Raw genomic sequence first — 19801 nt, 5'->3', positions numbered from 1 at the left:
GAGAAACCGCGTCGGGGCATCGTCCGAGGTCAACAGTGGAGCCGACGGCATCCCTACGACCACGAGGACAGCCCATGACTTCCATCCGGGCCGAGGAGGGCGACACCCCTCCCACCCGCTTCGACGACCAACTGGCCGCCCAACTCCTCGCCCAGCGCATCGTGTTGCTGGGCACCCAGGTCGACGAGGTCTCCGCCAACCGGGTCTGCTCCCAGCTGCTGGTCCTGTCCGCGGAGGACCCGCGCACCGACATCAGTCTGTACATCAACAGTCCGGGCGGCTCCGTGTACGCGGGTCTCGCCATCTACGACACGATGCGGCTGATTCCCAACGACGTGTCGACGCTCGCCATGGGTTTCGCGGCGAGCATGGGCCAGTTCCTGCTCTGCGGCGGCACGCCCGGCAAGCGGTACGCCCTGCCCAACGCGCGGATCATGATGCACCAGGGGTCCGCGGGCATCGGCGGGACCACCGCCGACATCCTGATCCAGGCAGAGAACCTGGATCACAGCAAACAGACCATGGAGCGGCTCCTCGCCGAGAACACGGGCCAGACACCGGAGACCATCGCCCGCGACGGCGACCGCGACCGCTGGTTCACGGCCGAGGAGGCCAGGGAGTACGGCATGGTGGACCGGGTCCTGGAGTCGCTGGCCGACGTCCGCCCGGCCGCCTCGAAGCGACGGATGGGGCTGTGACATGGCGAACTACACGATTCCGTACGTGGTCGAGCGGACCGCGCACGGCGAGCGGTCCTCGGACGTGTTCAGCCGGCTGCTGTCCGAGAGGATCATCTTCCTCGGCACCGAGATCGACGACGGGGTGGCCAACGTCGTGATCGCGCAGCTCCTCCACCTGGAGTCGGCGGCACCGGAGAACGAGATCTCGATCTACATCAACTCCCCCGGCGGATCGTTCACTTCGCTGATGGCGATCTACGACACGATGACCTACGTGCAGGCGCCGATCTCGACGCTCTGCGTGGGGCAGGCGGCCTCCACCGCGGCCGTGCTGCTGGCCGGAGGGGATCCCGGGCGACGGCTGGTGCTGGAGCACGCGCGCGTGCTGCTCGGCCAGCCCGCCTCCGGCGGCAGCCGCGGCGCCATCTCCGATCTCGCCCTGCAGGCCAAGGAGATGGTCCGCATCCGCTCCCAGGTCGAGGAGGTGCTGGCCCGCCACACCCACCACGACATCGCGACCCTGCGCGCGGACATGGACCGCGACAAGGTGTTCACCGCGGAGGAGGCCGTGGAGTACGGGCTGGCCGACGAGGTGGTGAGCCGGCGCCTCGTCACGGTCTGAGGCACCGGCCCCGCCGCCTCAGGCCGCCAGGCACATCCCGTTGTACGGCGATCCCGGCACCGCGCGGCGGCTGCGCGCCGAGTGCCGGGTGAGCTCCCCCTGGGCCAGGGAGAGCAGATCACCGAGGCCGAGACCCAGGGCGTGGGCGGCGGCCGCGAGGACCTCGGAGGATGCCTCCTTGCGGCCGCGCTCCACCTCGGAGAGGTAGGGCATCGAGATCCGGGCCGCGTCGGCCACGTCCTTGAGTGTGCGCTCCTGGGCGAGACGCTCGCGGCGCAGGACGTCTCCGACGAGGTCACGCCACAGGGGTTCCCTGGTCTGCCGGGCGGCGGGCTCCCTGGGCGGTGTCGTGGCGGGGCGTTCGGACACTGGGCGGGCGGTCCCCGGGCGCACGGACTGCGGGCGCAGGGGGATCACGCGGGCTTGGTTCGGCGCTTCGTTGCTCACCGGATCAGCCTAGATTCCGTGGCCGCCATGGGAAGGGTCCGGCATTCTGCCCTGGGTGGAATCGTCCGACGGGAAAGTGCGGGAACCGGTGCTGCGCGACACGTTCAACGAGGCGGCGGAGCTGTACGACAGGGCGCGGCCGGGCTATCCGCAGGCTCTGGTCTCGGAGTTGGCCCGGGTGGCGGACCTCGGCCCGTACACGCGTGTCCTGGAGGTGGCTCCCGGGACCGGCCAACTCACCCGCGCCCTGGCCGAGTCCGGCTGCCACATCACCGCCGTGGAACTGGGCGACGCCATGGCGGCGGTGGCCCGGCGGCGACTGGGCGGATTCCCCCGTGTCGAGGTGCGCCACGCGGACTTCGAGGGCTGGACCCTGCCGGACGAGCCCTTCGACCTGGTCGCCTGTGCCACCGCCTGGCACTGGCTCGACCCGGCCGTCCGCGTGGAGAAGTCCGCGGACGCGCTGCACCCGGGAGGGCACCTCGCCGTGGTCGTCACCGAGCATGTGGCGGGTGGCACCGTCGATTTCTTCGCCCGGGCCCAGGAGTGCTACGAACGCTGGGATCCGGCCACGCCGCCCGGGCTGCGGCTCCAACCGTCGTCGGAGATCGTCTCGGACACGGAGCAGTTCGAGAGCTGTCCGCGTTTCGGTGACGTCACGGTGACCCGTGTCGAACAGGACATCACCTACACCACCGACCAGTACATCGACGTGCTCCTGACCTACTCGGGCCACCGGGCCCTCGACAGCACCCGCCGCGAGGGCCTCCTGGCCTGTATCCGGGATCTGATCGAGACGCGCCACGGCGGCCGTGTCACCAAGCGGTACCTCCACGAACTGATCGTCACGACCCGGGTCGCTCCCTGAGCAGCGTCGATTTCGCGCCACCCGGCCACTTGTCGGGCATGCGTCGTCACTCCTCGGGTACGCGCAAGGTGAGGGAGCTGCGGGCGGTTGGTCTGCCGGTGGCCGGGGACGCATATGTTTTCGCGTTCGGGGTACACGGCAGGCCGCGCACCATTCGCAGGACCCGAGACAACCCAGGCCGAAGAGGCAGACGTCGAGCCGTGACTTTCGTGGGAGAGGTAATGCATACCGTCGTCACCGCCGTGAACCGTTCGGAGGCACAGGTCACCGAGCACGCCAGCGGGACCAGGACGGGTGAGACACCGCTGCCGGGAGTCGAGGAACCGCGGGCCGTCGCACCGCGGGACGCGCGGGAGCTGTCCCGTCAGTTCTTCCACCGTCTGACCGAGCTCGAGGAGGGGACGCACGAGTACCAGTACGCGCGCAACACCCTCATTGAGATGAACATGTCGCTCGTTCGCTTCGCGGCCGGAAGGTTCCGGGGCCGCGGGGACGACATGGAGGACATCGTCCAGACCGGCATGATCGGCCTGATCAAGGCGATCGACCGGTTCGAGGTGTCCCGCGAGGTCGAGTTCACGTCGTTCGCGCTGCCCTACATCGTCGGCGAGATCAAGCGCTTCTTCCGTGACACCACCTGGGCGGTGCACGTCCCCCGGCGCCTGCAGGAACTGCGTGTCGAGCTGGCCAAGGCCCGCGAGGAGCTCGCCAGCCGTCTGGACCGGGACCCGTCGGTGGCCGAACTCGCCACCCTGATGAACATCTCCGAGAACGAGGTGATCGAGGCACAGATCGCTTCGAACGGCTACAACTCCTCCTCTCTGGACGCGGCCCTGACCGGCGACGGCCCCGAGGGCGGCGAAGCGGTCCTCGCCGACTTCATCGGTGTGGAGGAGGACGGGCTGCGGCTCGTCGAGGACTTCCAGTCACTCGCCCCGCTGATGGCCGAGCTGAGCGACCGCGACCGGCAGATCATCCACATGCGGTTCGTGGAGGAGGCCACCCAGTCGGAGATCGGTGAGCGGCTCGGTTGCTCGCAGATGCATGTGTCCCGGCTGATCAAGCGGATCATCACACGGCTGCGCGAGGGCATGCTGGGCGAGCTGGGCTGCGCCTGAGGCACACGGACAGCGAAAGCGGCGGGTGCCGTCCCCGGGACGGCACCCGCTGCACGACCGGGCGGGCTCATTCCCTGGCGCCGAAGCCCAGTACGGCCCTCACCCGCTTGCCCACGGGTACGCGTTCCGCGGCGACCTCGTGCGCCAGGACGTGCACGATCTCCAGCCCGTGCCGGCCCACGCGCTCAGGATCCCGCGGGAACCTGCGGGGCAAGGTGGCGCTGCTGTCGTAGACCGTGACGACGACCGCGGCGTCGGTGCCCTCCAGCTCAAGGATGTACGGCCCGTTGCTGTGCCGGTCGGCGTTGGTGACGAGTTCGCTCACCACGAGGAGCACCTCCTCCTCGGTGCGGTCACCGATGGCGGCACACCACTCGGTTCTGAGCCTGCTGAGGAAGTCCGCGGCGAACGACCGCGCCTCGGCGATGCTTCCCGGCTCCCCGGTGTAGTGCGCCGCCTGCCTCAGGGGTTCCACGGGCACGTCGAAACCAGTCGGTATCACTGCCCCGTCCAGGTGCTCGATCATGCGTTTCTCTCTCGGAAGCCGGACTGGCCGGACGCTGCTGCATCAGTGCTCGTACCCCGAGCCGCGCGGCGCAGTCCAGGTGACGCGTCACACCACCCAGGACACCGGATCGCCGGCCAGGGACGCCGACTGTGTGGTGCCGGGCGTCGTGTCGGAGGCGTGGGGCGACTGCGGTGCCGAGGAGTCGGGCGTGACGGTCTCGTCACCCGAGGATTCACTGGTGGGCGGCTTCGTCGACGGTGTCTTCGGGGCCGGTGAGGACGGGGCGGTCGAGGTCGGCGGGCAGGGACTCGCCGATCCGGAGGGGGTGCCGGTGGCTCCCTTGGACGTGGAGACGCAGGGCGACGGAGAGGTCGGCGGGGGCAGCGTGGACGCGCTCACCGACGGCGAGGGCCTGGCCGGCGGGTGGGTCTTGTGGTCCTTGCCTCCGGTGTCGCCGCGGTGCCGGGCGATCCAGTCGTGATGGACGGGGTCGTAGATCACGAAGATGTTGATGACCGTCGTGGAGGGCGCGACCACGACCACGTTCGAGGGGCGGAACGACGACCAGGTGTCGCCGGTGTGCTTCGGCGTGGTCTGCTGGGCGACCGGCGGTGTCAGCGGGTTGCCGCAGGCGCAGCGTGTGCGGGGCACGCCGTGGGAGTCGACGAGGACGGCGGTGCCGGCCTGGAGGACGGCCTGGTAGCTGGTGGCGGCGCCGTCGCGGTAGCCGTGGTTGGTGACGCGGGTGTCCATGCGCAGCTGGACGGGTGTGAGCGAGCGCAGGTAGGCCGGGACCCCGGTCGGCTGGACGCCGGCGACCGAGGCGAACGCCCTGTTCTTCGAGGGATCCGCCTGGAGGGCCTTGACCTGCTTCTCGACGTCGCAGCTGGAGACGTTGCGGGTGCCGCCGTAGAGACCAGGGGCGCCGCCGTCGACGCCTCGTACGGCGTTCGCGGGCTCGGAGGTGTCCGTCGGGGAGGCGGAGACGGGCGGGGCCGAGCTGTCCTTCGCGGTCGACTCGGTGAAGGGGTCGGGGCCCGTCTTGGCGGCGGCCTGGAGGAAGACCTCGCCGTCGCCGCCGGCCGAGGTGGAGGCGCCGTCCGGGCGGGTGAGGACGACCGCGAGGGCGACGGCGGCGACCACCGCGGCGGCGATCAGCGCGACCCGGGGCGCCGACCTCCACCAGGGGCGGCGGGGTTCGGGCGCGGATGCCCCGCCGCTGCTGTCCGGGGGCTGCGAGGGCGGGCCCGAAGGCGGCTGCGAAGGGCCCGAGAGCGGGCCGGAGGGCGGCCCCGTGGGACGGCCTGACGACGGAGGTTCGACGCTCACGAGCTCTTCTTCTTCCCGACTCGGGATTCCTGCGGCGCGCGATGCGCTTGCCCCGGTTCAGCCGCATTTTTACGTTCCGTACCTATTCTCTGCTCCGGCCCTGTGCCGTCCGCAAGCGGACGCGGACGGACCTCCCGGCGGGCGCGCCGTGCCGGGGCTGCATAGCGTGGCAGGGTGAGCCCACACCCCCCCTTTGACCAGGCAGTCGTCGCTCGCCACGGCTGGGCGCAGGCCGTGGCCGCGGTCCTGGTCGCGCTGGGCGCCATGGGGGTGGTGGCCGCACTGGGGCTGTGGGCGGCGGGTGCGTCCGATCTTCCCGACCACGCGTTCCCCCGGGTCGTGGCGGCGACCGTCGTCACCGCCGTCGGCGGCACGATCAAGCTGTCGGGAAGCGCGGGAGGGCTCGCCGACACCGAGGCCGGGCTCACCGTTATCCCTCTCTCCGTCACCCTGACCGGTGCGCTGGTGCTCGGTGCGGGCTTTCTGCGTCCGCTGCGGCACCGGGCGGTCGCGGGCGGTCGGGAGCTCGCCGGATGGGCCGCCCGGATCGCCGTCCTGTGGCTGCCGGCGCTCCTCGCCCTGGCCTACGCGGCCCGCCAGACGTTCAAGCTCTCCCTCGGCGACGACACGCTGAGCGACCTGGGAGACATCTTCGGTGTCTCGCCCGAGGTCGGTTTCACCACGGACGTGCCGCAGACCCTTCTGTTCGGCCTCCTGTGGATGGCCGGCGTACTGGTGCTGACCCTGCTGGTGTCGGCCAGGGCTCCGCTGCCCGGTCGGCTGCTGCCGTTCCAGGAGTCGGTACGGCCGGCCGCGCACGCCATGGTCGTCCTGCTGCTCGCCTACGTCGTCCTCGGCACCCTCATCGCCCTGGTCGTCGCCGTGACACGCGGTCATGCGCGCGAGACGCTCGCGGTGATCCTGCTGGGCATGCCGAACCTGGTCTGGCTCACCCTGACCATCGGGCTCGGCGCCACCTGGAACGGCCGGGTGGAAGGGCCCTTCGGACTGCCCATGCCGCACGTCCTGGACGAGGTGCTGCGCTCCAAGGACACCACCACGCTCGATCTGCGGACACTCGCCGAGCACGACGGCCGGGTCTGGTGGCTGGTCGTCGTCGACGCGGTCCTGCTGCTGGCCGTGGCGTTCCTGATGGCGGCCCGCTCACCCGCCCGGGTCCGCGCCTGGCGACACGCGGTGCACATGGCGGTCGCCCTGGCCCTGACGGTTCTCATGATCTGCCTCGTGGGCCGGATCTCCGCCCAGTACGGACTCTCGGTGCTCGGCATCGGCGACCTCGGGGGCGGCCTGGGCGGAAAGCTGTTCCTCGAACCGGAGCTCTGGCCGGCGGTCGGCCTCGGCGCCCTGTGGGGTCTGGTCACCGGTTTCCTCGGCGCACTGCCGGCACGGTCGGTGCGGCGCAAAGGAGAGATCAAACCGGCTGACCTGTGACACGGGGCGTGGCAGGGTGCGCTCAGCCGAGGAAGGGGCTCCGCATGACGTTGGCTCTCGAAGACCGCCTTGCCGTAACCGAGTTGATCGCGCTGCACGGACACCTGGTGGACGCCGGGGCGCTGGACAGGCTGGACGAGGTCTTCACCGCGGATGTCGTCTACGACGTGTCCGACTACGGCCAGGGTGAACTCATCGGGCTCGTCGCGGTCAAGGCTGCGGCCCTGGCTCTGGGTGCCGGAAATCCCGTGGCGCACCACGTCACCAACGTGTTCGTCGAGGAGATCGGCGACGACCGGGTCCACGCCCGTTCCAAGGGTCTCGGCGTCATGGCGGACGGCGCGTGCGGCTCGGTCACGTACGAGGACACCGTGATCCGCGTCGGGGCGCGGTGGCGGATCAGCCACCGCAGGGTGCTGGCGCGGAAGCTGCCGTTGAACGGGCTGGGTCAGGGCTGACTACCGCCCCCGGACCACCGGCTTCGCCCAGTGGGGTGGGGGCTTCGGTCGGGTGTCCTGTGGTTTTACGGTCGGCAGGGCGACCTCCGTCGGCGGGTGGGTGCCCGTCGCCGCCGAGCGGAGGGCCGCGACGAAGGCCAGGCAGGAGTCGTGGCGGTCGTCGGGCGTCTTGGCGAGGGCCTTGGCGAAGACCGCGTCGAGTGGTGCGGGGAGGCCGGGGCGGGCCTCGGAGAGGGCGGGCGGGGCGTCGTACTGGTGGGCCCACAGCAGGGCCATGTCGTCGTCTCGGCGGAAGGGCGGGTGGCCCGTGAGGGACTCGTAGACCACGCAGGCGAAGCCGTAGACGTCACAGCGGCCGTCGACCGGGCGGCCCGAGATCTGCTCGGGTGCCACGTAGTCGAGGGTGCCGACGAACTGGCCGACCGTCGTGAACCCGGTCAGCGACAGGGACTTCTTCGTGAGGCCGAAGTCGGTGAGGTAGGTGTGCTCGGGGTGGTCGCTGTCGGTGCCGCGGGCGACCAGGATGTTGCCGGGTTTCACGTCCCGGTGGACCAGCCCGTGCTCGTGGGCCGCGTCGAGCGCGGAGGCGATCTGGGCGGCGATCCGCAAGGCGGTCGGGAGGGGCAACGGGCCCTGGCGGTCCAGGAGATGACGCAGGTCGCTGCCGGCGACGTACCGCATGGCGATGTACAGGACGCCGTCCGTCTCGCCCGCCTCGAAGACGGGGACGATGTGCGGGTGGTCGATCGCGGCGGCCACCCGGGACTCGTGGCTGAAGCGGTTGCGGAAGGTGTCGTTGCGGGCCAGTTCGGGGGCCAGCAGCTTCAGCGCCACCGTGCGGTCCAGGCGCAGGTCCCGGGCCCGGTAGACGACGGCCATGCCCCCGCGGCCGATCTCCTGCTCGATGCGGTAGCTCGCGACCTGTCTGCCGACCAGTTCGGAGGGGCTGCCGGAGAAGAGGCTGGTCTCACGGGCCATCGCGCGTCACGACCTGGGTGGGGGCATGTCCGCCCGCTTGAGGCCCGTCCGCTTGCGGCCCGTCATCGGTGGCGTAGGTGTTCAGCCGGGTCCCGTCCGCGTACACCCAGCGTCCGTGCTGGGCGTCGTACAGCCACATGTGCTCCCCGTCGACGACCACCCCGATCCGCAGTCCCCGCGTGCGGCCGCGGAACGCCTCCCCGTCGAGGCCGCCGCCGGCCAGCTCCTCGACCGCGGCCCGGTAGCGGGCGAGGGTCTCGTCCGCGCGGGCCAGCAGGGGGCGCGGGTCGGCGGCGCGGGTGAGCGGGCTGTCGGGGGCGGGAGGATCCTGCGGTACGGCGACCAGATGGCGGCCGTCGACCCAGGCCGACCAGCCGTTGGCGCACAGGACGTACGCCCAGTCGCCGCGTCGCTCCATGAGCTGGACGGGCAGGAGCGGGTCGAGGGGGACGGTGGGGCGGGCCGGGTCGGGGGCGTCCCAGGCGGGCATGCCCTGGCCGGGGACGACGTGGGTGGGCCGGAAGCCGGGAGTCGTCATCGGCGGCCTACTTCCGCATGACGGCGGGTTCGTGGCGGCGCAGCAGCCGGGAGACGACGTATCCGAAGAGCACGGAGAGGACGACGAGCATGCCGATGTTCAGCAGCCACACGCCCGCCGAGTGCTTGAACAACGGATCGCCGGTGAGGTCGCCCGGCACGATCCGGGCGAGACCGATCGTGCCGGCCATCGCTCCGAGCGCCCAGCGCGAGGGCACCAGCCAGGACAGCTGTTCCAGGCCGGGCACACCGTCGAGCTTCAGCAGGGCCCCGCAGAAGACGACCTGGACGATGGCGAGCAGCACGAGCAGCGGCATCGTCACCTCCTCCTTGCGCACCAGCGCGGACACGAGCAGACCGAGCATCATCGCCGTGAACGCCAGAAGGGCGACAGCGATCGTGATCTCGGCAAGGGGCGGCATCAACACGCCTTCGCCACCGGGCGCGTTGAGGTCGACCCCGAGGAGGGCGACCAGGGTCAGGACCACCGCCTGCACGACGGTGATCGTGCCCAGCACGACGACCTTGGACATCAGGTACGCCGATCTGGACAGGCCGACGGCTCGTTCGCGCTGGTAGATGACCCGCTCCTTCACCAGCTCGCGCACGGCGTTCGCGGCGCCGGTGAGGACGCCTCCGACGCACAGGATGAGCAGGGCGTTCATCGCGGTGTCGCGGGTGAGTTGGCTGCCCGCGAGGGCCCGGGCCATGGCGCCCATGACGAACGGCAGGGCGATCATGATGACGAGGAAGGTGCGGTCGGCGCCGAGAGCGGCGCTGTAGCGGCGGATCAGGGTGCCGAGCTGGGCGCCGCGGCTGCGGGGCCTCGGCGGGGGCGCGATGATGACCGGCTCGGAGCGGGGCATCCGGGGCTGTGCGGTGGCCTCGGTGACGTACTGGTGCCGGAAGGGCGAGGTGCGGAAGTCGCCGGACCAGTCCCGGTCCTGGTCCCGTTCGAAGGCCTCGAAGGCCTCCGGCCACTGCTCGAAGCCGAAGTAGGCGAGGGCGTCCTCGGGCGGGCCGTAGTAGGCGATCCTCCCGCCGGGCGCGAGGACGAGGAGGCGGTCGCAGACGTCCAGGCTCAGGACGCTGTGGGTGACGACGATGACCGTGCGGCCGTCGTCGGCGAGGCCGCGCAGCATGTGCATCACCGAGCGGTCCATGCCGGGGTCGAGGCCGGAGGTCGGTTCGTCGAGGAAGAGCAGGGAGGGCTTGGTCAGCAGCTCCAGGGCCACGCTGACCCGCTTGCGCTGACCGCCGGACAGGCTGTGCACGGGCTGGGCGGCGCGCTGCTCCAGACCGAGTTCCCGGATGACCTCGTCGACCCGGGCCCGGCGCTCGGCCTTGGCGGTGTCCTGCGGGAAGCGCAGTTCGGCGGCGTAGGACAGGGCGCTGCGGACGGTGAGCTGGGCGTGCAGGATGTCGTCCTGCGGGACCAGGCCGATGCGCTGGCGCAACTCGGCGTAGTCGCGGTAGAGGTCGCGGCCGTCGTAGAGGACGGTGCCGTGGTCGGCGGGGCGCTGTCCGGTGAGGGCGTTCAGGAGGGTGGACTTTCCGGCGCCGCTCGGGCCGACGACCGCGAGCAGGCACTTCTCCCCCACCGGGAAGGACACGTGGTCGAGCAGGGTCTTGCGGCCGCGGTCGACGGCGACCGTGAGGTCCTGGACGTCGAGGGAGACCTCGCCGGTGTCGACGTACTCCTGGAGCGTGTCGCCGACCAGGCAGAACGCCGAGTGGCCGATGCCGACGATGTCACCGGGGCCGATGGCGGCGCCGGTGACCGGCCGGCCGTTGAGATAGGTGCCGTTGTGGCTGCCGAGGTCGGCGATCTCGTAGCTGTCGTCGGGCAGGGCGCGCAGTTCGGCGTGGTGACGGGAGACGACCAGGTCGTCGATGACGAGGTCGTTGTCGTCGGCGCGGCCGATACGGACCGTGCGGGTGGGCAGCGGGCGTACGGCAGTGGGCCGCCGGAAGGTGCCGGTCAGACCCGGCATCGAGACCGCGGAAGGGCGCTCGGGCTCGAGGCGGCCCAGCAGGACCGCGCAGGGGCCGTCGGCGGGGCTGCCGAAGTGGATCACGCTGCCGGGGCCGACGTCCCACTCGCGGACGCGGCGGCCGTCGGCGTAGGTGCCGTTGGTGCTGTTCTCGTCCTCGATGGTCCAGTGGTCGGCCCCGGGTCGCAGCACCGCGTGGTGCCAGGAGACCCGGGCATCGTCGATGACGATGTCGCTCAGCGGGTCGCGCCCGACATGGTAGTCGTGGCCCGGGCTCATCACCGTGGAGCCGGTGTCGGTCTCCAGGACGAGCTCGGGCGCCGTCGGTGCGACCGGCCGCTCCGCCATGCCAGAATTCTACCGATTCACCACCTTTGTCGCCCGGCGGCGCAGATCGAGCATCACACACAGAGGCGTGGGCCGGGCTCAGGCGACCGGCGTGAAGAGCGCCGAGGCCATCCGGTGCATTCTCGCCGCGTCAACGGACTCGGCGAGCAGTTCGTACTCGGTGGTGTCGTCACTGGCAGCGATCCGGACCAGGCGGCCGGCCGCCAACTCGTCGGCGACCAGATCCTGTTGATACAGGTCGGCACACCAGGCCCGCATGACGGCGGGCACGTCGAGCACGGTGCCGGCGACGGGGGCGAGGGCGCCCGCCGGGAAGTGCTCGGCCTCGGGCTGGGGATCTAATCGGTCGGCGATCCACGAGGCCCGGTCACGTAACCACCACAGAGCGAGGGCAAGGGTGGGCGCGCGATAGGTTCCGAGAGGTACGCCGATGCGCCGCCCGTCGCAGATGCCGTACCCCGTGACATGGCACAGGAATTCGTCGTGCACGATCCACTCCCCCGCTTGCTCCGTTCACCTGGCGGCAGGGCCTCGCTTTCGGTGCGGTTCATGTGCGGTCGCGGTCCTCAGTGCTGTACGTGACGGACTCTTCGCTCGATGTGAAGGACCTGTCAGTCGAGTATGTTCACTACTGAAACACTGTCACCACATCTTTTTGGCCAGTCTCCTGGCATATTCGCCCACCCTCCTGGCCGAAATCTGACGGGTACACACTCAAACGTCATTACCCGGGAAGTAATCGACGGTTCCGAGGGTCGCGGGCAGGGTTGCGGTATCAGGTCCCACCAGCACAGACGACCTCGACGGAGGCTGATCACCCATGCCCGTGAACACAGATCGTTACGAGAACGCCGTCAGCCGCTACTTCGAAGCCTGGAACTCCAGGGAGCCGGAGGCACGTACGAAAGCGGTGGCGGCCGCCTGGGCGGTGGGCGGCGGATACACCGACCCGCTCGCCGACGTGGTCGGCCACGAGCAGATCGCCGGGGTCATCGCGGCGGCCCACGAGCAGTTCCCCGGTTTCGCCTTCCGGCTCACCGGCGCCGTCGACGGGCATCACGACACCGCGCGGTTCTCCTGGGAGCTCGTGAGTGAGGTCGACGGGTCGGCGCCCGTCGCCGGATCCGACGTGATCACGCTGGCCGGTGACGGCCGGATCAGGAGTGTCCTCGGCTTTCTCGACCGGGTTCCGGACGGGGCGTGAGCGACGGCCGCGATGAGTTTTCCCCTCGCCGGTGGTCTCTTGAAGAGAAGCCACCGGCGAGGGAGGACCTCATGGCCGCTACCGGAGAAGTGGACGCGGAATTCACCGCGGTCCTCAGCAGGAAACCGGAGAAGGGCAGCTGGACCTGTGTCCACTGGCCCGCCTCCGTCGAGTTCTTCGGCACCCGCGGACTGGTGAAGGTCCGCGGGACCGTCGACGGACACCCCTTCCAGAGCTCCTTCATGGCGCTCGGGGACGGCACCCACATGCTGCCCGTGAAGGCCGACGTGCGGAAGGCCATCGGGAAGGAGGCCGGGGACACGGTCACCGTGCGCATCGAGGAGCGAACCGGCTGATCAGGCCTCCCCCACGTGGCCGCATCACCAGCAGCGGACCCTGGCACCGCCCGAAGCCGGTGCCCGTCCGTTCAACCTCCCGCGGCCATGACGGCCGCGTCGGTCATCCCTTGACGATCGCCTCGATCCTCGCCAGTTCCTCCGCGTCGAAGTCCAGGTTGGCGATCGTGCCCACGCTGTCCTCGATCTGCTTCGGGCTACTGGCTCCGACGAGCGCCGAGGTGACGCGGCCGCCGCGCAGGACCCAGGCCAGGGCCAGCTGGGCGAGGGTCTGGCCGCGGCCCTTGGCGATGTCGTCGAGCTCCCGGAGCTGCTGCACCAGGTCCTCGGTGACCGCGTCCGAGTTCAGGAACGGGCTGTCGCTCGCGGCTCGCGAGTCCTCGGGAATGCCGTCGAGGTAGCGGCCGGTCAGCAGGCCCTGCTCCAGCGGGGAGAAGACGATGGAGCCGACCTGGAGCTCGTCCAGCGCGTCCAGCAGACCGCCGTCCTCGGGGCGGCGGTCCAGCATCGAGTAGCGCGGCTGGTGGATGAGCAGCGGGGTGCCCAGCTCACCGAGGATGCGGGCGGCCTCGCGGGTCTGCTCGGCCGAGTAGTTCGAGATGCCGACGTAGAGCGCCTTGCCCTGCTGGACCGCGGTGTGCAGGGCGCCCATCGTCTCCTCTAGCGGAGTCTCCGGGTCGGGCCTGTGCGAGTAGAAGATGTCGACGTAGTCCAGGCCCATCCGGGTGAGGCTCTGGTCCAGCGAGGACAGAAGGTACTTGCGGGAACCCCACTCGCCGTACGGACCGGGCCACATCAGGTATCCGGCCTTGGTGGAGATGATCAGCTCGTCGCGGTAGGCCGCGAGGTCGGCTTTGAGCGCCTCACCGAAGGCGGACTCGGCGGCGCCGGGCGGCGGGCCGTAGTTGTTGGCCAGGTCGAAGTGGGTGACACCGAGGTCGAAGGCGCGCCGCAGGATGGCCCGCTGGGTCTCGACGGTACGGTCCGCGGGGCCGAAGTTGTGCCACAGGCCGAGCGAGATCGCGGGAAGCTTCAGGCCGCTGCGTCCGGTGCGCCGGTAGGGCATCTCCGCGTAGCGGTCGGGGTGTGCGGTGTACAACGCGACTCCAGAGGGGTTGGCACGGTGAAACCAGGGTCTTGAACCTCTGTCCACTCTTTCGCGACCTGGGGGCATTGGTCCAACAGAAGAATCCGATGGAATTCAGCGGATAGGCTTCTCAATCATGGAACTGCGCCATCTCCAACACTTCGTGGCGGTCGCCGAGGACCAGCACTTCACCCGGGCCGCCGAGCGGCTCCTGGTGTCCCAGTCGGGACTGTCCGCGTCCATTCGGGCGCTGGAGCGGGAGCTGCAGACCCCGCTGTTCGTGCGGACCACGCGCCGGGTGACGCTCACTCCCGCGGGGCGGGCGCTGCTCGGCGAGGCCGAGCGGATCCTGGCGCAGGTGCGCTCGGCCCATGAGGCGGTGGCGGCCGTGCAGGGGGTGCTGCGCGGGATGCTCGCGCTGGGCTCCGAACAGTGCATCGCCGGACTGCATGTGGCGGGGTTGCTCGCCGCGTTCCGACGGCAGCATGCGGACGTCGAGATCTGTCTGCGCCAGGCGGGGTCCGCCGCCCTCGCCGAGGAGGTCGCCGCCGGACGCCTCGATCTGGCCTTCGCGGTCCGGGCGGCGCAACAGGACACCGACCAGCTGCGCGTCGTTCCGCTGTCGAGCGAGCCCATGACCGTGCTGTGCCACCCCAGCCACCGGCTCGCGGCCCTCGGCGCGGCCGTGACGCCGGAGGATCTGGGCGGCGAGGTCTTCGTCGACTTCCATCCGGACTGGGGCCCGCGCCGCACCACCGACGCCGCCTTCGCCGCCGCGGGACTGCGCCGCAACGTCGCGCTGGAGGTCAACGACGTGCACAGTCTCCTCGACCTCGTGGACGAGAACCTCGGCGTGGCCGTCGTGCCCCAGCACTTCCGGCACAAGCGGTCGTCGCTGACGGCTCTGCCGGTCAAGGGCACCGGCGAGACCGTGTACGAGACGGTCGCCCTGCTGCCGCCCTCGCAGGCGACGAGCCCGGCGGCGCGGGCGCTGATGGCGCTGCTGGAAACAGGGGGTCTGAGTACACCCCCCGACGGGGTCCACACCTCGTGACCTGATCCGTCCCGCGAACCAGACTCATGACCGTCCCCGAGGACAACTACGGTCAGGAGTAGGGAAGATGACGGACCCCACACGACGGAACGTACTGCGCGGCGCGGCGGCGGTCGCGGCCGCGGGCGGCCTGGCCGGCACGGGAGTGGGCGCGGGCCCCGCCTCCGCGGCACCGCGCCCGACGCCCACGCGCCACTTCCCGTTCCTGGAGGGCGCCTTCAAGCCGGTCACCGAGGAGCTGACGGCCTTCGACCTGCCGGTCACCGGGCGCATCCCGCGTGAGCTCAACGGCCGTTATCTGCGCAACGGCCCCAACGCTCTGGGCCTTGAGGACCCGCGCGCCCACCACTGGATGCTCGGCGAGGGCATGGTGCACGGCGTCCGGCTGCGCGAGGGCCGTGCGGAGTGGTACCGCAACCGCTGGGTGCGCTCGTCGCAGGTGACGAAGAAGCTCGGCGAGCCCTACCCGGGCCCGGTGCCGCCGGACGACTTCCCCTGCAACACCCATGTGATCCCGCACCGGGGGCGGATCCTGGCGCTCCAGGAGAGCGGGCCGCTGCCGTACGAGCTGGACGACGAGCTGAACACCGTGGGCACGTACGACTTCCGGGGCACCCTGGAGGGCGCGTTCACCGCGCACACCAAGTACGACGTGCACGCCGGTGAACTGCACGCGATCGCCTACTACCCGACCTGGGACCATGTGCGGCACCTGGTCGTGGACCCGGCGGGCCGCGTCTCGCGCAGCACGCGGATCCCGGTGGCGGACGCGCCGATGATCCACGACTTCGCGCTCACCGAGAACCATGTGGTGATCCTCGACATGCCGGTCACCTTCGACCCGGCGGGCGCCGAGCGCGGCGACATGGTGCCGTACGTCTGGAACGACCGGCATCCGGCACGGGTCGGCGTGCTGCCTCGCGCCGGGGGTGCGGTCCGCTGGTTCGAGGTCGACCCGGTGTACTACTCGCACACCCTCAACGCCTACGAGGAGGGCCCGAACCTGGTCATCGACATGACTAACTTCGACGCGCCCTTCCTCGTGGCGGGCAACGGCTCGGGAGGGCCGTACGGGGCGGGCACCCCCCGGCTGGACCGCTGGACGGTGGACCTGCGTCAGGGGCGGGTACGGACCCGGACCCTCGACGACCGCCCGCAGGAATTCCCGCGCGTCAACGAGGCGTTGGTGTCCCGCCGGCACCGCTACGGCTACTCGGCGGCAGCCGCGGAGATGGCGTTGGCCTATCAGGCGGTCGACGGCAATCCACCCGACCGGGCGTTCAGCAACGCGCTCATCAAGCACGACCTGCTGCGCGGCACCTCGCAGGTGCACCGGCTGCCCCGGGGCGCGGCGGCGAGCGAGGCCGTGTTCGTGCCGTCCGACCCCTGCGACGAGCGGGCCGCCGAGGACGACGGGTACGCGATCGCGTATGTGCACAACCCCGATCGCGGGGCCTCGGACCTGGTGATTCTCGCGGCCCAGGACTTCAGCGGCGAGCCGGTCGCCCGGATCCATCTGCCGGGACGGGTGCCGCTGGGTTTCCACGGGAGTTGGATTCCCGACGCGTGACGCGGCGCGATGCGCGAGGGTGGACACCATGCATGCAAAGGACATCCTCATCGACGCGTACACCCGCATCCAGGAAGAGGTCCACGCGGCCGTCGAAGGCCTGACCCTCGACGACCTCCACCGTCGCCCCGGCCCCGACGCCAACTCCGTGGCCTGGCTGGTCTGGCATCTCACCCGCGTCCAGGACGACCACGTTGCCGGCGCCTTCGGCCTCGACCAGGTCTGGCTGACGCAGGACTGGGAGAAGCGCTTCGGACTGGACCTGAAGCCCCATGACATCGGGTACGGCCACACTTCCGCGCAGGTCGCCAAGGTGCGGGTCGACTCCGCCGACCTGCTGACCGGCTACTACGACGCCGTGCACGCCCAGAGCCTCGAAGCCCTGCGCGGGCTGACCGCCGCGGACCTGGACCGGGTCGTGGACGAGAACTGGGATCCGCCGGTCACCCTGGCGGTCCGGTTGATCAGCGTCCTGTCCGACGATCTCCAGCACGTCGGACAGGCCGCCTATCTGCGAGGGCTGCTTCAGAGCGCGTAGCCCGGCAGGACGACGTCCTCGATGAGGGCCCTGCGCTCGTCGAACGGGATGAAGGCGCTCTTGAGAGCGTTCACCGTGACCGTGCGCAGGTCCTCGACCGTCCAGCCCGCGTCCTCGACCAGCAGGGACATCTCCCGGGTCATCGTCGTACCGGACACGAGCCGGTTGTCGGTGTTGAGGGTGACCCGGAAGCCCAGGTCCTTCAGGACGGTGATGGGGTGCTCGGCGATCGAGGTGGCGGCGCCGGTCTGGAGGTTGGAGGTCGGGCACATCTCCAGGGCGATCCGGCGGTCCCGGACCCAGCCCGCTAGCCGGCCGAGCTTGCCGTCGACGATGTCCTCGGTGATCCGCACCCCGTGGCCCAGGCGCTGGGCGCCGCACACCTGCACGGCCTGGTGGATGCTGGGCAGGCCGTGGGCCTCGCCGGCGTGGATGGTGAACGGAACGTTCTCGCGGCGCAGGTGCTCGAAGGCGTCCCGGTGGTCGGCGGCGGGGAAGCCGTCCTCGGCGCCGGCGATGTCGAAGCCGACGACACCGGCGTCCCGGAAGGCCACGGCCAGGTCGGCGGCCTCGCGCACCCGGTCGAACATCCGCATCCCGCACAGCAGCGTCCCGACCCGTACCGGGGTGCCCGCGGCGGCGGCCTTCGCCATACCGGCGGCCAGGCCCTCCTGGACCGTCTCGACGACCTCGGCCATGGTCAGTTCGCCGTTGGTGTTCAGCTCGGGGGCGTAGCGCACCTCGCCGTACACGACCCCGTCGGCGGCCAGGTCGAGGACGTACTCCTCGGCCGTGCGCAGCAGGCCCTCACGTGTCTGCATGACGGCGAGGGTGTGCTCGAAGGTGGCTATGTAGCGCACCAGGTCCCCGGAGTTGGCTGCCTCGAAGTACCAGGCGGCGAGCTCGTCCGGGTCGGTGGTGGGCAGGGTGTGGCCGACCTCCGCCGCGAGCTCCACCACGGTGGCGGGGCGCAGGCCGCCGTCGAGGTGGTCGTGCAGGACGGCCTTCGGGAGGCGGCGGATCAGTTCGGCGTCTACGCGCGTAGCGGTCATGGCGGGGTCTTCCTCGGACTTCGAGCAGGGTGGCGGTGAAGGTCAGTCGGCGGGCTGGAGCAGGTCCCAGCGGTTTCCGTAGAGGTCCTGGAAGACGGCGACCGAGCCGTAGGGCTCGTGGCGCGGCTCCTCCAGGAAGGTCACGCCCGCGCCGAGCATGCGGGCGTGGTCGCGGGCGAAATCGTCGGTGTGCAGGAAGAAGCCGACGCGCCCGCCGGTCTGGTCCCCCACCCGGGCCTGCTGAGCCTCGTCCTTGGCGCGGGCGAGCAGCAGGTCGGTGCCGCCTTCGCGCTCGTCAGGCCGTACGACGACCCAGCGGGAGCCGTCGGGGCGGGGTGCGTCCTCGATGAGCCGGAAGCCGAGAGCTTCGGTGTAGAAGCGGATCGCCTCGTCGTAGTCGTCGACGACGAGGGTGACCAGGGCGATGCGTCTCATCGGAACCTCTCGGACGGGTGGTTGACGGGAGAGGTTATACGTAAAACCTCCTTGACGCCAGTCCGATCCGCAGGGGCTCCTGTGTGTGGGCCGTGCGCCGCGTGACAGGCTGGTGATCACCGCCGGGGTCACGGCTCCGGCGCCCCATCACCGGACTGCCGCACAGGAGTCGAGCACCATGACAGAACTGCCGAAGTCGACTGGAGCTCCCGCCCGCCAGAACGTCACCTTCCCGAGCGGTGGCACCACCGCGCACGGCTATCTGGCACTGCCGCCGTCCGGGAGCGGGCCGGGTGTCATCGTCATCCAGGAGTGGTGGGGCCTGACCGACCACATCGCCGACGTCGCCGACCGGCTGGCGGCGGAGGGCCTCGTGGCCCTCGCCCCCGACCTGTACGGCGGCAATGTCGCCCACGAGAGCGCCGAGGCCCTGCGGATGATGCAGGACCTCCCGGTCTCACGGGGTGTGGAGCTGCTCTCCGGCGCGGTCGACCACCTGCTGTCGCTGGACGAGGTCACCTCGGACACGGTCGGCGCGGTCGGCTTCTGCATGGGCGGCGGATTCGTCCTGTACCTGGCGGCGGCCGACTCCCGGGTGAGCGCGGCGGTGCCGTTCTACGGCGTGATCCAGGGCGAGCTGCCCGACTTCTCGGGCCTGAAGGCGGAGATCCTGGGCCACTACGGCGAGCTGGACGAGAGCATCCCGGCGAAGAGCCTCGACGCTCTGCGCGAGGCCGTCCGGGAGCAGTCCGGGATCACCCCGGACCTGCGCCTCTACCCGGCGAACCACGCCTTCTTCAACGACGGCCGCCCGGTCTACGACGCCGAGTCCGCCACCCGCGCGTGGGAGAGCACGGTGCCGTTCCTGCACGAATGGCTGGGCTAGGGGTTGCACTGAGGACCGGGGCGGCTGCGAGACGGGGGTGCCCTGCGGCGGGTTGGCCGGCTGCAGGGCGGGGTGCCCTGGGTCGGGTTGGGCCGGCTGCAAAGCGGGGCCCTGCGACGGCTCGGACCCGCTGCAAGACGGGGCGCCCTGCGACGGCTCGGACCCGCTGCGAGGCGCGGGGGCCGACGGACCGGACCCGCTGAAAGCGCGGGTGCCCTGTGACGAACCGTATCCTGACCTCGATTCCGGGGGTCGCGGTCAGGACCGCCGCCACCTTGCT

The 19801-nt window shown here is 70.7% G+C and carries 22 protein-coding genes; 12 read left to right on the top strand and 10 right to left on the bottom strand.

Annotation, left to right across the window (positions count from 1 at the left end; all coding sequences use genetic code 11):
• Positions 1-74 precede the first annotated feature (74 nt).
• Positions 75-698, top strand: coding sequence for a ClpP family protease (locus tag AQJ46_RS32080; protein WP_059208879.1), 624 nt, complete (start codon positions 75-77; stop codon positions 696-698).
• Position 699: 1 nt separating this feature from the next.
• Positions 700-1302: a ClpP family protease gene (locus AQJ46_RS32075; protein ID WP_020117991.1), complete on the top strand. Its 603-nt coding sequence runs from the start codon at positions 700-702 to the stop codon at positions 1300-1302.
• Between the two features lie 18 nt (positions 1303-1320).
• Here the strand turns inward: AQJ46_RS32075 and AQJ46_RS58830 are convergent, their stop codons facing one another.
• Positions 1321-1749 (bottom strand): helix-turn-helix domain-containing protein, encoded by a 429-nt coding sequence (locus AQJ46_RS58830; RefSeq protein WP_057611433.1) that lies wholly within the window; start codon positions 1747-1749, stop codon positions 1321-1323.
• Positions 1750-1837: 88 nt separating this feature from the next.
• Between AQJ46_RS58830 and AQJ46_RS32065 the strand changes: the two genes are divergently transcribed.
• Complete coding sequence (locus AQJ46_RS32065) at positions 1838-2617, top strand: class I SAM-dependent methyltransferase (RefSeq protein WP_059208957.1); 780 nt, start codon at positions 1838-1840, stop codon at positions 2615-2617.
• Positions 2618-2838: 221 nt separating this feature from the next.
• Positions 2839-3735 (top strand): RNA polymerase sigma factor SigF, encoded by an 897-nt coding sequence (locus AQJ46_RS32060; RefSeq protein WP_057611434.1) that lies wholly within the window; start codon positions 2839-2841, stop codon positions 3733-3735.
• A 67-nt stretch (positions 3736-3802) separates the two neighbouring features.
• On the opposite strand, the gene AQJ46_RS32055 is transcribed toward AQJ46_RS32060, so the two are convergent.
• Both AQJ46_RS32055 and AQJ46_RS32050 read right to left on the bottom strand, forming a co-directional pair.
• Positions 3803-4261, bottom strand: coding sequence for an ATP-binding protein (locus AQJ46_RS32055; RefSeq protein WP_059208878.1), 459 nt, complete (start codon positions 4259-4261; stop codon positions 3803-3805).
• Positions 4262-4348: 87 nt separating this feature from the next.
• A complete protein-coding gene (locus AQJ46_RS32050) occupies positions 4349-5572 on the bottom strand; it encodes a DUF6777 domain-containing protein (protein WP_059208877.1) in 1224 nt (407 codons plus the stop codon).
• 174 nt (positions 5573-5746) lie between these two features.
• Between AQJ46_RS32050 and AQJ46_RS32045 the strand changes: the two genes are divergently transcribed.
• Positions 5747-7024 carry a streptophobe family protein gene (locus AQJ46_RS32045; protein ID WP_059208876.1) on the top strand — a complete coding sequence of 426 codons (1278 nt, stop codon included), beginning with the start codon at positions 5747-5749 and terminating at the stop codon, positions 7022-7024.
• Positions 7025-7068: 44 nt separating this feature from the next.
• Positions 7069-7482 carry a nuclear transport factor 2 family protein gene (locus tag AQJ46_RS32040; RefSeq protein WP_059208875.1) on the top strand — a complete coding sequence of 138 codons (414 nt, stop codon included), beginning with the start codon at positions 7069-7071 and terminating at the stop codon, positions 7480-7482.
• On the opposite strand, the gene AQJ46_RS32035 is transcribed toward AQJ46_RS32040, so the two are convergent.
• From AQJ46_RS32035 to AQJ46_RS32020, 4 genes are all read right to left on the bottom strand, one after another.
• On the bottom strand, positions 7483-8460 hold the full coding sequence (locus AQJ46_RS32035; protein WP_059208874.1) for a serine/threonine-protein kinase: 978 nt from the start codon (positions 8458-8460) through the stop codon (positions 7483-7485).
• Positions 8450-8998 (bottom strand): SH3 domain-containing protein, encoded by a 549-nt coding sequence (locus AQJ46_RS32030; protein ID WP_059208873.1) that lies wholly within the window; start codon positions 8996-8998, stop codon positions 8450-8452. The genes AQJ46_RS32035 and AQJ46_RS32030 overlap by 11 nt, the downstream gene beginning before the upstream one ends.
• 7 nt (positions 8999-9005) lie before the next feature.
• On the bottom strand, positions 9006-11339 hold the full coding sequence (locus AQJ46_RS32025; protein ID WP_059208872.1) for an ABC transporter ATP-binding protein/permease: 2334 nt from the start codon (positions 11337-11339) through the stop codon (positions 9006-9008).
• Between the two features lie 78 nt (positions 11340-11417).
• Positions 11418-11828, bottom strand: a complete 411-nt coding sequence (locus AQJ46_RS32020; RefSeq protein ID WP_059208871.1) for a hypothetical protein — start codon at positions 11826-11828, stop codon at positions 11418-11420.
• Between the two features lie 331 nt (positions 11829-12159).
• On the opposite strand from AQJ46_RS32020, the gene AQJ46_RS32015 reads away from it, so the two are divergent.
• A complete protein-coding gene (locus tag AQJ46_RS32015; protein ID WP_059208870.1) occupies positions 12160-12543 on the top strand; it encodes a nuclear transport factor 2 family protein in 384 nt (127 codons plus the stop codon).
• A gap of 71 nt (positions 12544-12614) precedes the next feature.
• A complete protein-coding gene (locus AQJ46_RS32010) occupies positions 12615-12899 on the top strand; it encodes a DUF1905 domain-containing protein (RefSeq protein WP_059208869.1) in 285 nt (94 codons plus the stop codon).
• Positions 12900-13002: 103 nt separating this feature from the next.
• On the opposite strand, the gene mgrA is transcribed toward AQJ46_RS32010, so the two are convergent.
• Positions 13003-13998 carry an L-glyceraldehyde 3-phosphate reductase gene (mgrA, locus tag AQJ46_RS32005; protein WP_059208868.1) on the bottom strand — a complete coding sequence of 332 codons (996 nt, stop codon included), beginning with the start codon at positions 13996-13998 and terminating at the stop codon, positions 13003-13005.
• A gap of 124 nt (positions 13999-14122) precedes the next feature.
• Between mgrA and AQJ46_RS32000 the strand changes: the two genes are divergently transcribed.
• The 3 genes from AQJ46_RS32000 to AQJ46_RS31990 all read left to right on the top strand — a co-directional run bounded on the left by AQJ46_RS32000 (position 14123) and on the right by AQJ46_RS31990 (position 17148).
• Positions 14123-15040, top strand: a complete 918-nt coding sequence (locus AQJ46_RS32000; protein ID WP_059208867.1) for a LysR family transcriptional regulator — start codon at positions 14123-14125, stop codon at positions 15038-15040.
• A 67-nt stretch (positions 15041-15107) separates the two neighbouring features.
• Complete coding sequence (locus tag AQJ46_RS31995) at positions 15108-16610, top strand: carotenoid oxygenase family protein (protein WP_059208866.1); 1503 nt, start codon at positions 15108-15110, stop codon at positions 16608-16610.
• A 28-nt stretch (positions 16611-16638) separates the two neighbouring features.
• The gene (locus AQJ46_RS31990) at positions 16639-17148 is read left to right on the top strand and encodes a mycothiol transferase (RefSeq protein ID WP_059208956.1); all 510 of its coding nucleotides are present in this window, start codon (positions 16639-16641) and stop codon (positions 17146-17148) included.
• Here AQJ46_RS31990 and AQJ46_RS31985 read toward each other — a convergent pair.
• Positions 17136-18200 (bottom strand): adenosine deaminase, encoded by a 1065-nt coding sequence (locus AQJ46_RS31985; protein ID WP_057611448.1) that lies wholly within the window; start codon positions 18198-18200, stop codon positions 17136-17138. The genes AQJ46_RS31990 and AQJ46_RS31985 overlap by 13 nt on opposite strands.
• A gap of 42 nt (positions 18201-18242) precedes the next feature.
• Positions 18243-18635, bottom strand: coding sequence for a VOC family protein (locus AQJ46_RS31980; protein WP_059208865.1), 393 nt, complete (start codon positions 18633-18635; stop codon positions 18243-18245).
• A gap of 178 nt (positions 18636-18813) precedes the next feature.
• Between AQJ46_RS31980 and AQJ46_RS31975 the strand changes: the two genes are divergently transcribed.
• Positions 18814-19521 carry a dienelactone hydrolase family protein gene (locus tag AQJ46_RS31975; protein ID WP_059208864.1) on the top strand — a complete coding sequence of 236 codons (708 nt, stop codon included), beginning with the start codon at positions 18814-18816 and terminating at the stop codon, positions 19519-19521.
• Positions 19522-19801: the final 280 nt, after the last annotated feature.

The sequence above is a fragment of the Streptomyces canus genome (assembly GCF_001514145.1).
Classification (GTDB): Bacteria; Actinomycetota; Actinomycetes; order Streptomycetales; family Streptomycetaceae; genus Streptomyces; species Streptomyces canus.
This window is presented reverse-complemented; position numbering and strand designations above follow the sequence as displayed.

What these genes read in the sequence shown, in the direction of transcription:
- AQJ46_RS32080 (WP_059208879.1), top strand. Translation starts at nt 75, where the DNA reads ATGACTTCCATCCGGGCCGAGGAGGGCGACACCCCTCCCACCCGCTTC.
- AQJ46_RS32075 (WP_020117991.1), top strand. Translation starts at nt 700, where the DNA reads ATGGCGAACTACACGATTCCGTACGTGGTCGAGCGGACCGCGCACGGC.
- AQJ46_RS32060 (WP_057611434.1), top strand. Translation starts at nt 2,839, where the DNA reads ATGCATACCGTCGTCACCGCCGTGAACCGTTCGGAGGCACAGGTCACC.
- AQJ46_RS32055 (WP_059208878.1), bottom strand. Translation starts at nt 4,261, where the DNA reads ATGATCGAGCACCTGGACGGGGCAGTGATACCGACTGGTTTCGACGTG.
- AQJ46_RS32040 (WP_059208875.1), top strand. Translation starts at nt 7,069, where the DNA reads ATGACGTTGGCTCTCGAAGACCGCCTTGCCGTAACCGAGTTGATCGCG.
- AQJ46_RS32035 (WP_059208874.1), bottom strand. Translation starts at nt 8,460, where the DNA reads ATGGCCCGTGAGACCAGCCTCTTCTCCGGCAGCCCCTCCGAACTGGTC.
- AQJ46_RS32030 (WP_059208873.1), bottom strand. Translation starts at nt 8,998, where the DNA reads ATGACGACTCCCGGCTTCCGGCCCACCCACGTCGTCCCCGGCCAGGGC.
- AQJ46_RS32025 (WP_059208872.1), bottom strand. Translation starts at nt 11,339, where the DNA reads ATGGCGGAGCGGCCGGTCGCACCGACGGCGCCCGAGCTCGTCCTGGAG.
- AQJ46_RS32015 (WP_059208870.1), top strand. Translation starts at nt 12,160, where the DNA reads ATGCCCGTGAACACAGATCGTTACGAGAACGCCGTCAGCCGCTACTTC.
- AQJ46_RS32010 (WP_059208869.1), top strand. Translation starts at nt 12,615, where the DNA reads ATGGCCGCTACCGGAGAAGTGGACGCGGAATTCACCGCGGTCCTCAGC.
- AQJ46_RS32000 (WP_059208867.1), top strand. Translation starts at nt 14,123, where the DNA reads ATGGAACTGCGCCATCTCCAACACTTCGTGGCGGTCGCCGAGGACCAG.
- AQJ46_RS31995 (WP_059208866.1), top strand. Translation starts at nt 15,108, where the DNA reads ATGACGGACCCCACACGACGGAACGTACTGCGCGGCGCGGCGGCGGTC.
- AQJ46_RS31990 (WP_059208956.1), top strand. Translation starts at nt 16,639, where the DNA reads ATGCATGCAAAGGACATCCTCATCGACGCGTACACCCGCATCCAGGAA.
- AQJ46_RS31985 (WP_057611448.1), bottom strand. Translation starts at nt 18,200, where the DNA reads ATGACCGCTACGCGCGTAGACGCCGAACTGATCCGCCGCCTCCCGAAG.
- AQJ46_RS31980 (WP_059208865.1), bottom strand. Translation starts at nt 18,635, where the DNA reads ATGAGACGCATCGCCCTGGTCACCCTCGTCGTCGACGACTACGACGAG.
- AQJ46_RS31975 (WP_059208864.1), top strand. Translation starts at nt 18,814, where the DNA reads ATGACAGAACTGCCGAAGTCGACTGGAGCTCCCGCCCGCCAGAACGTC.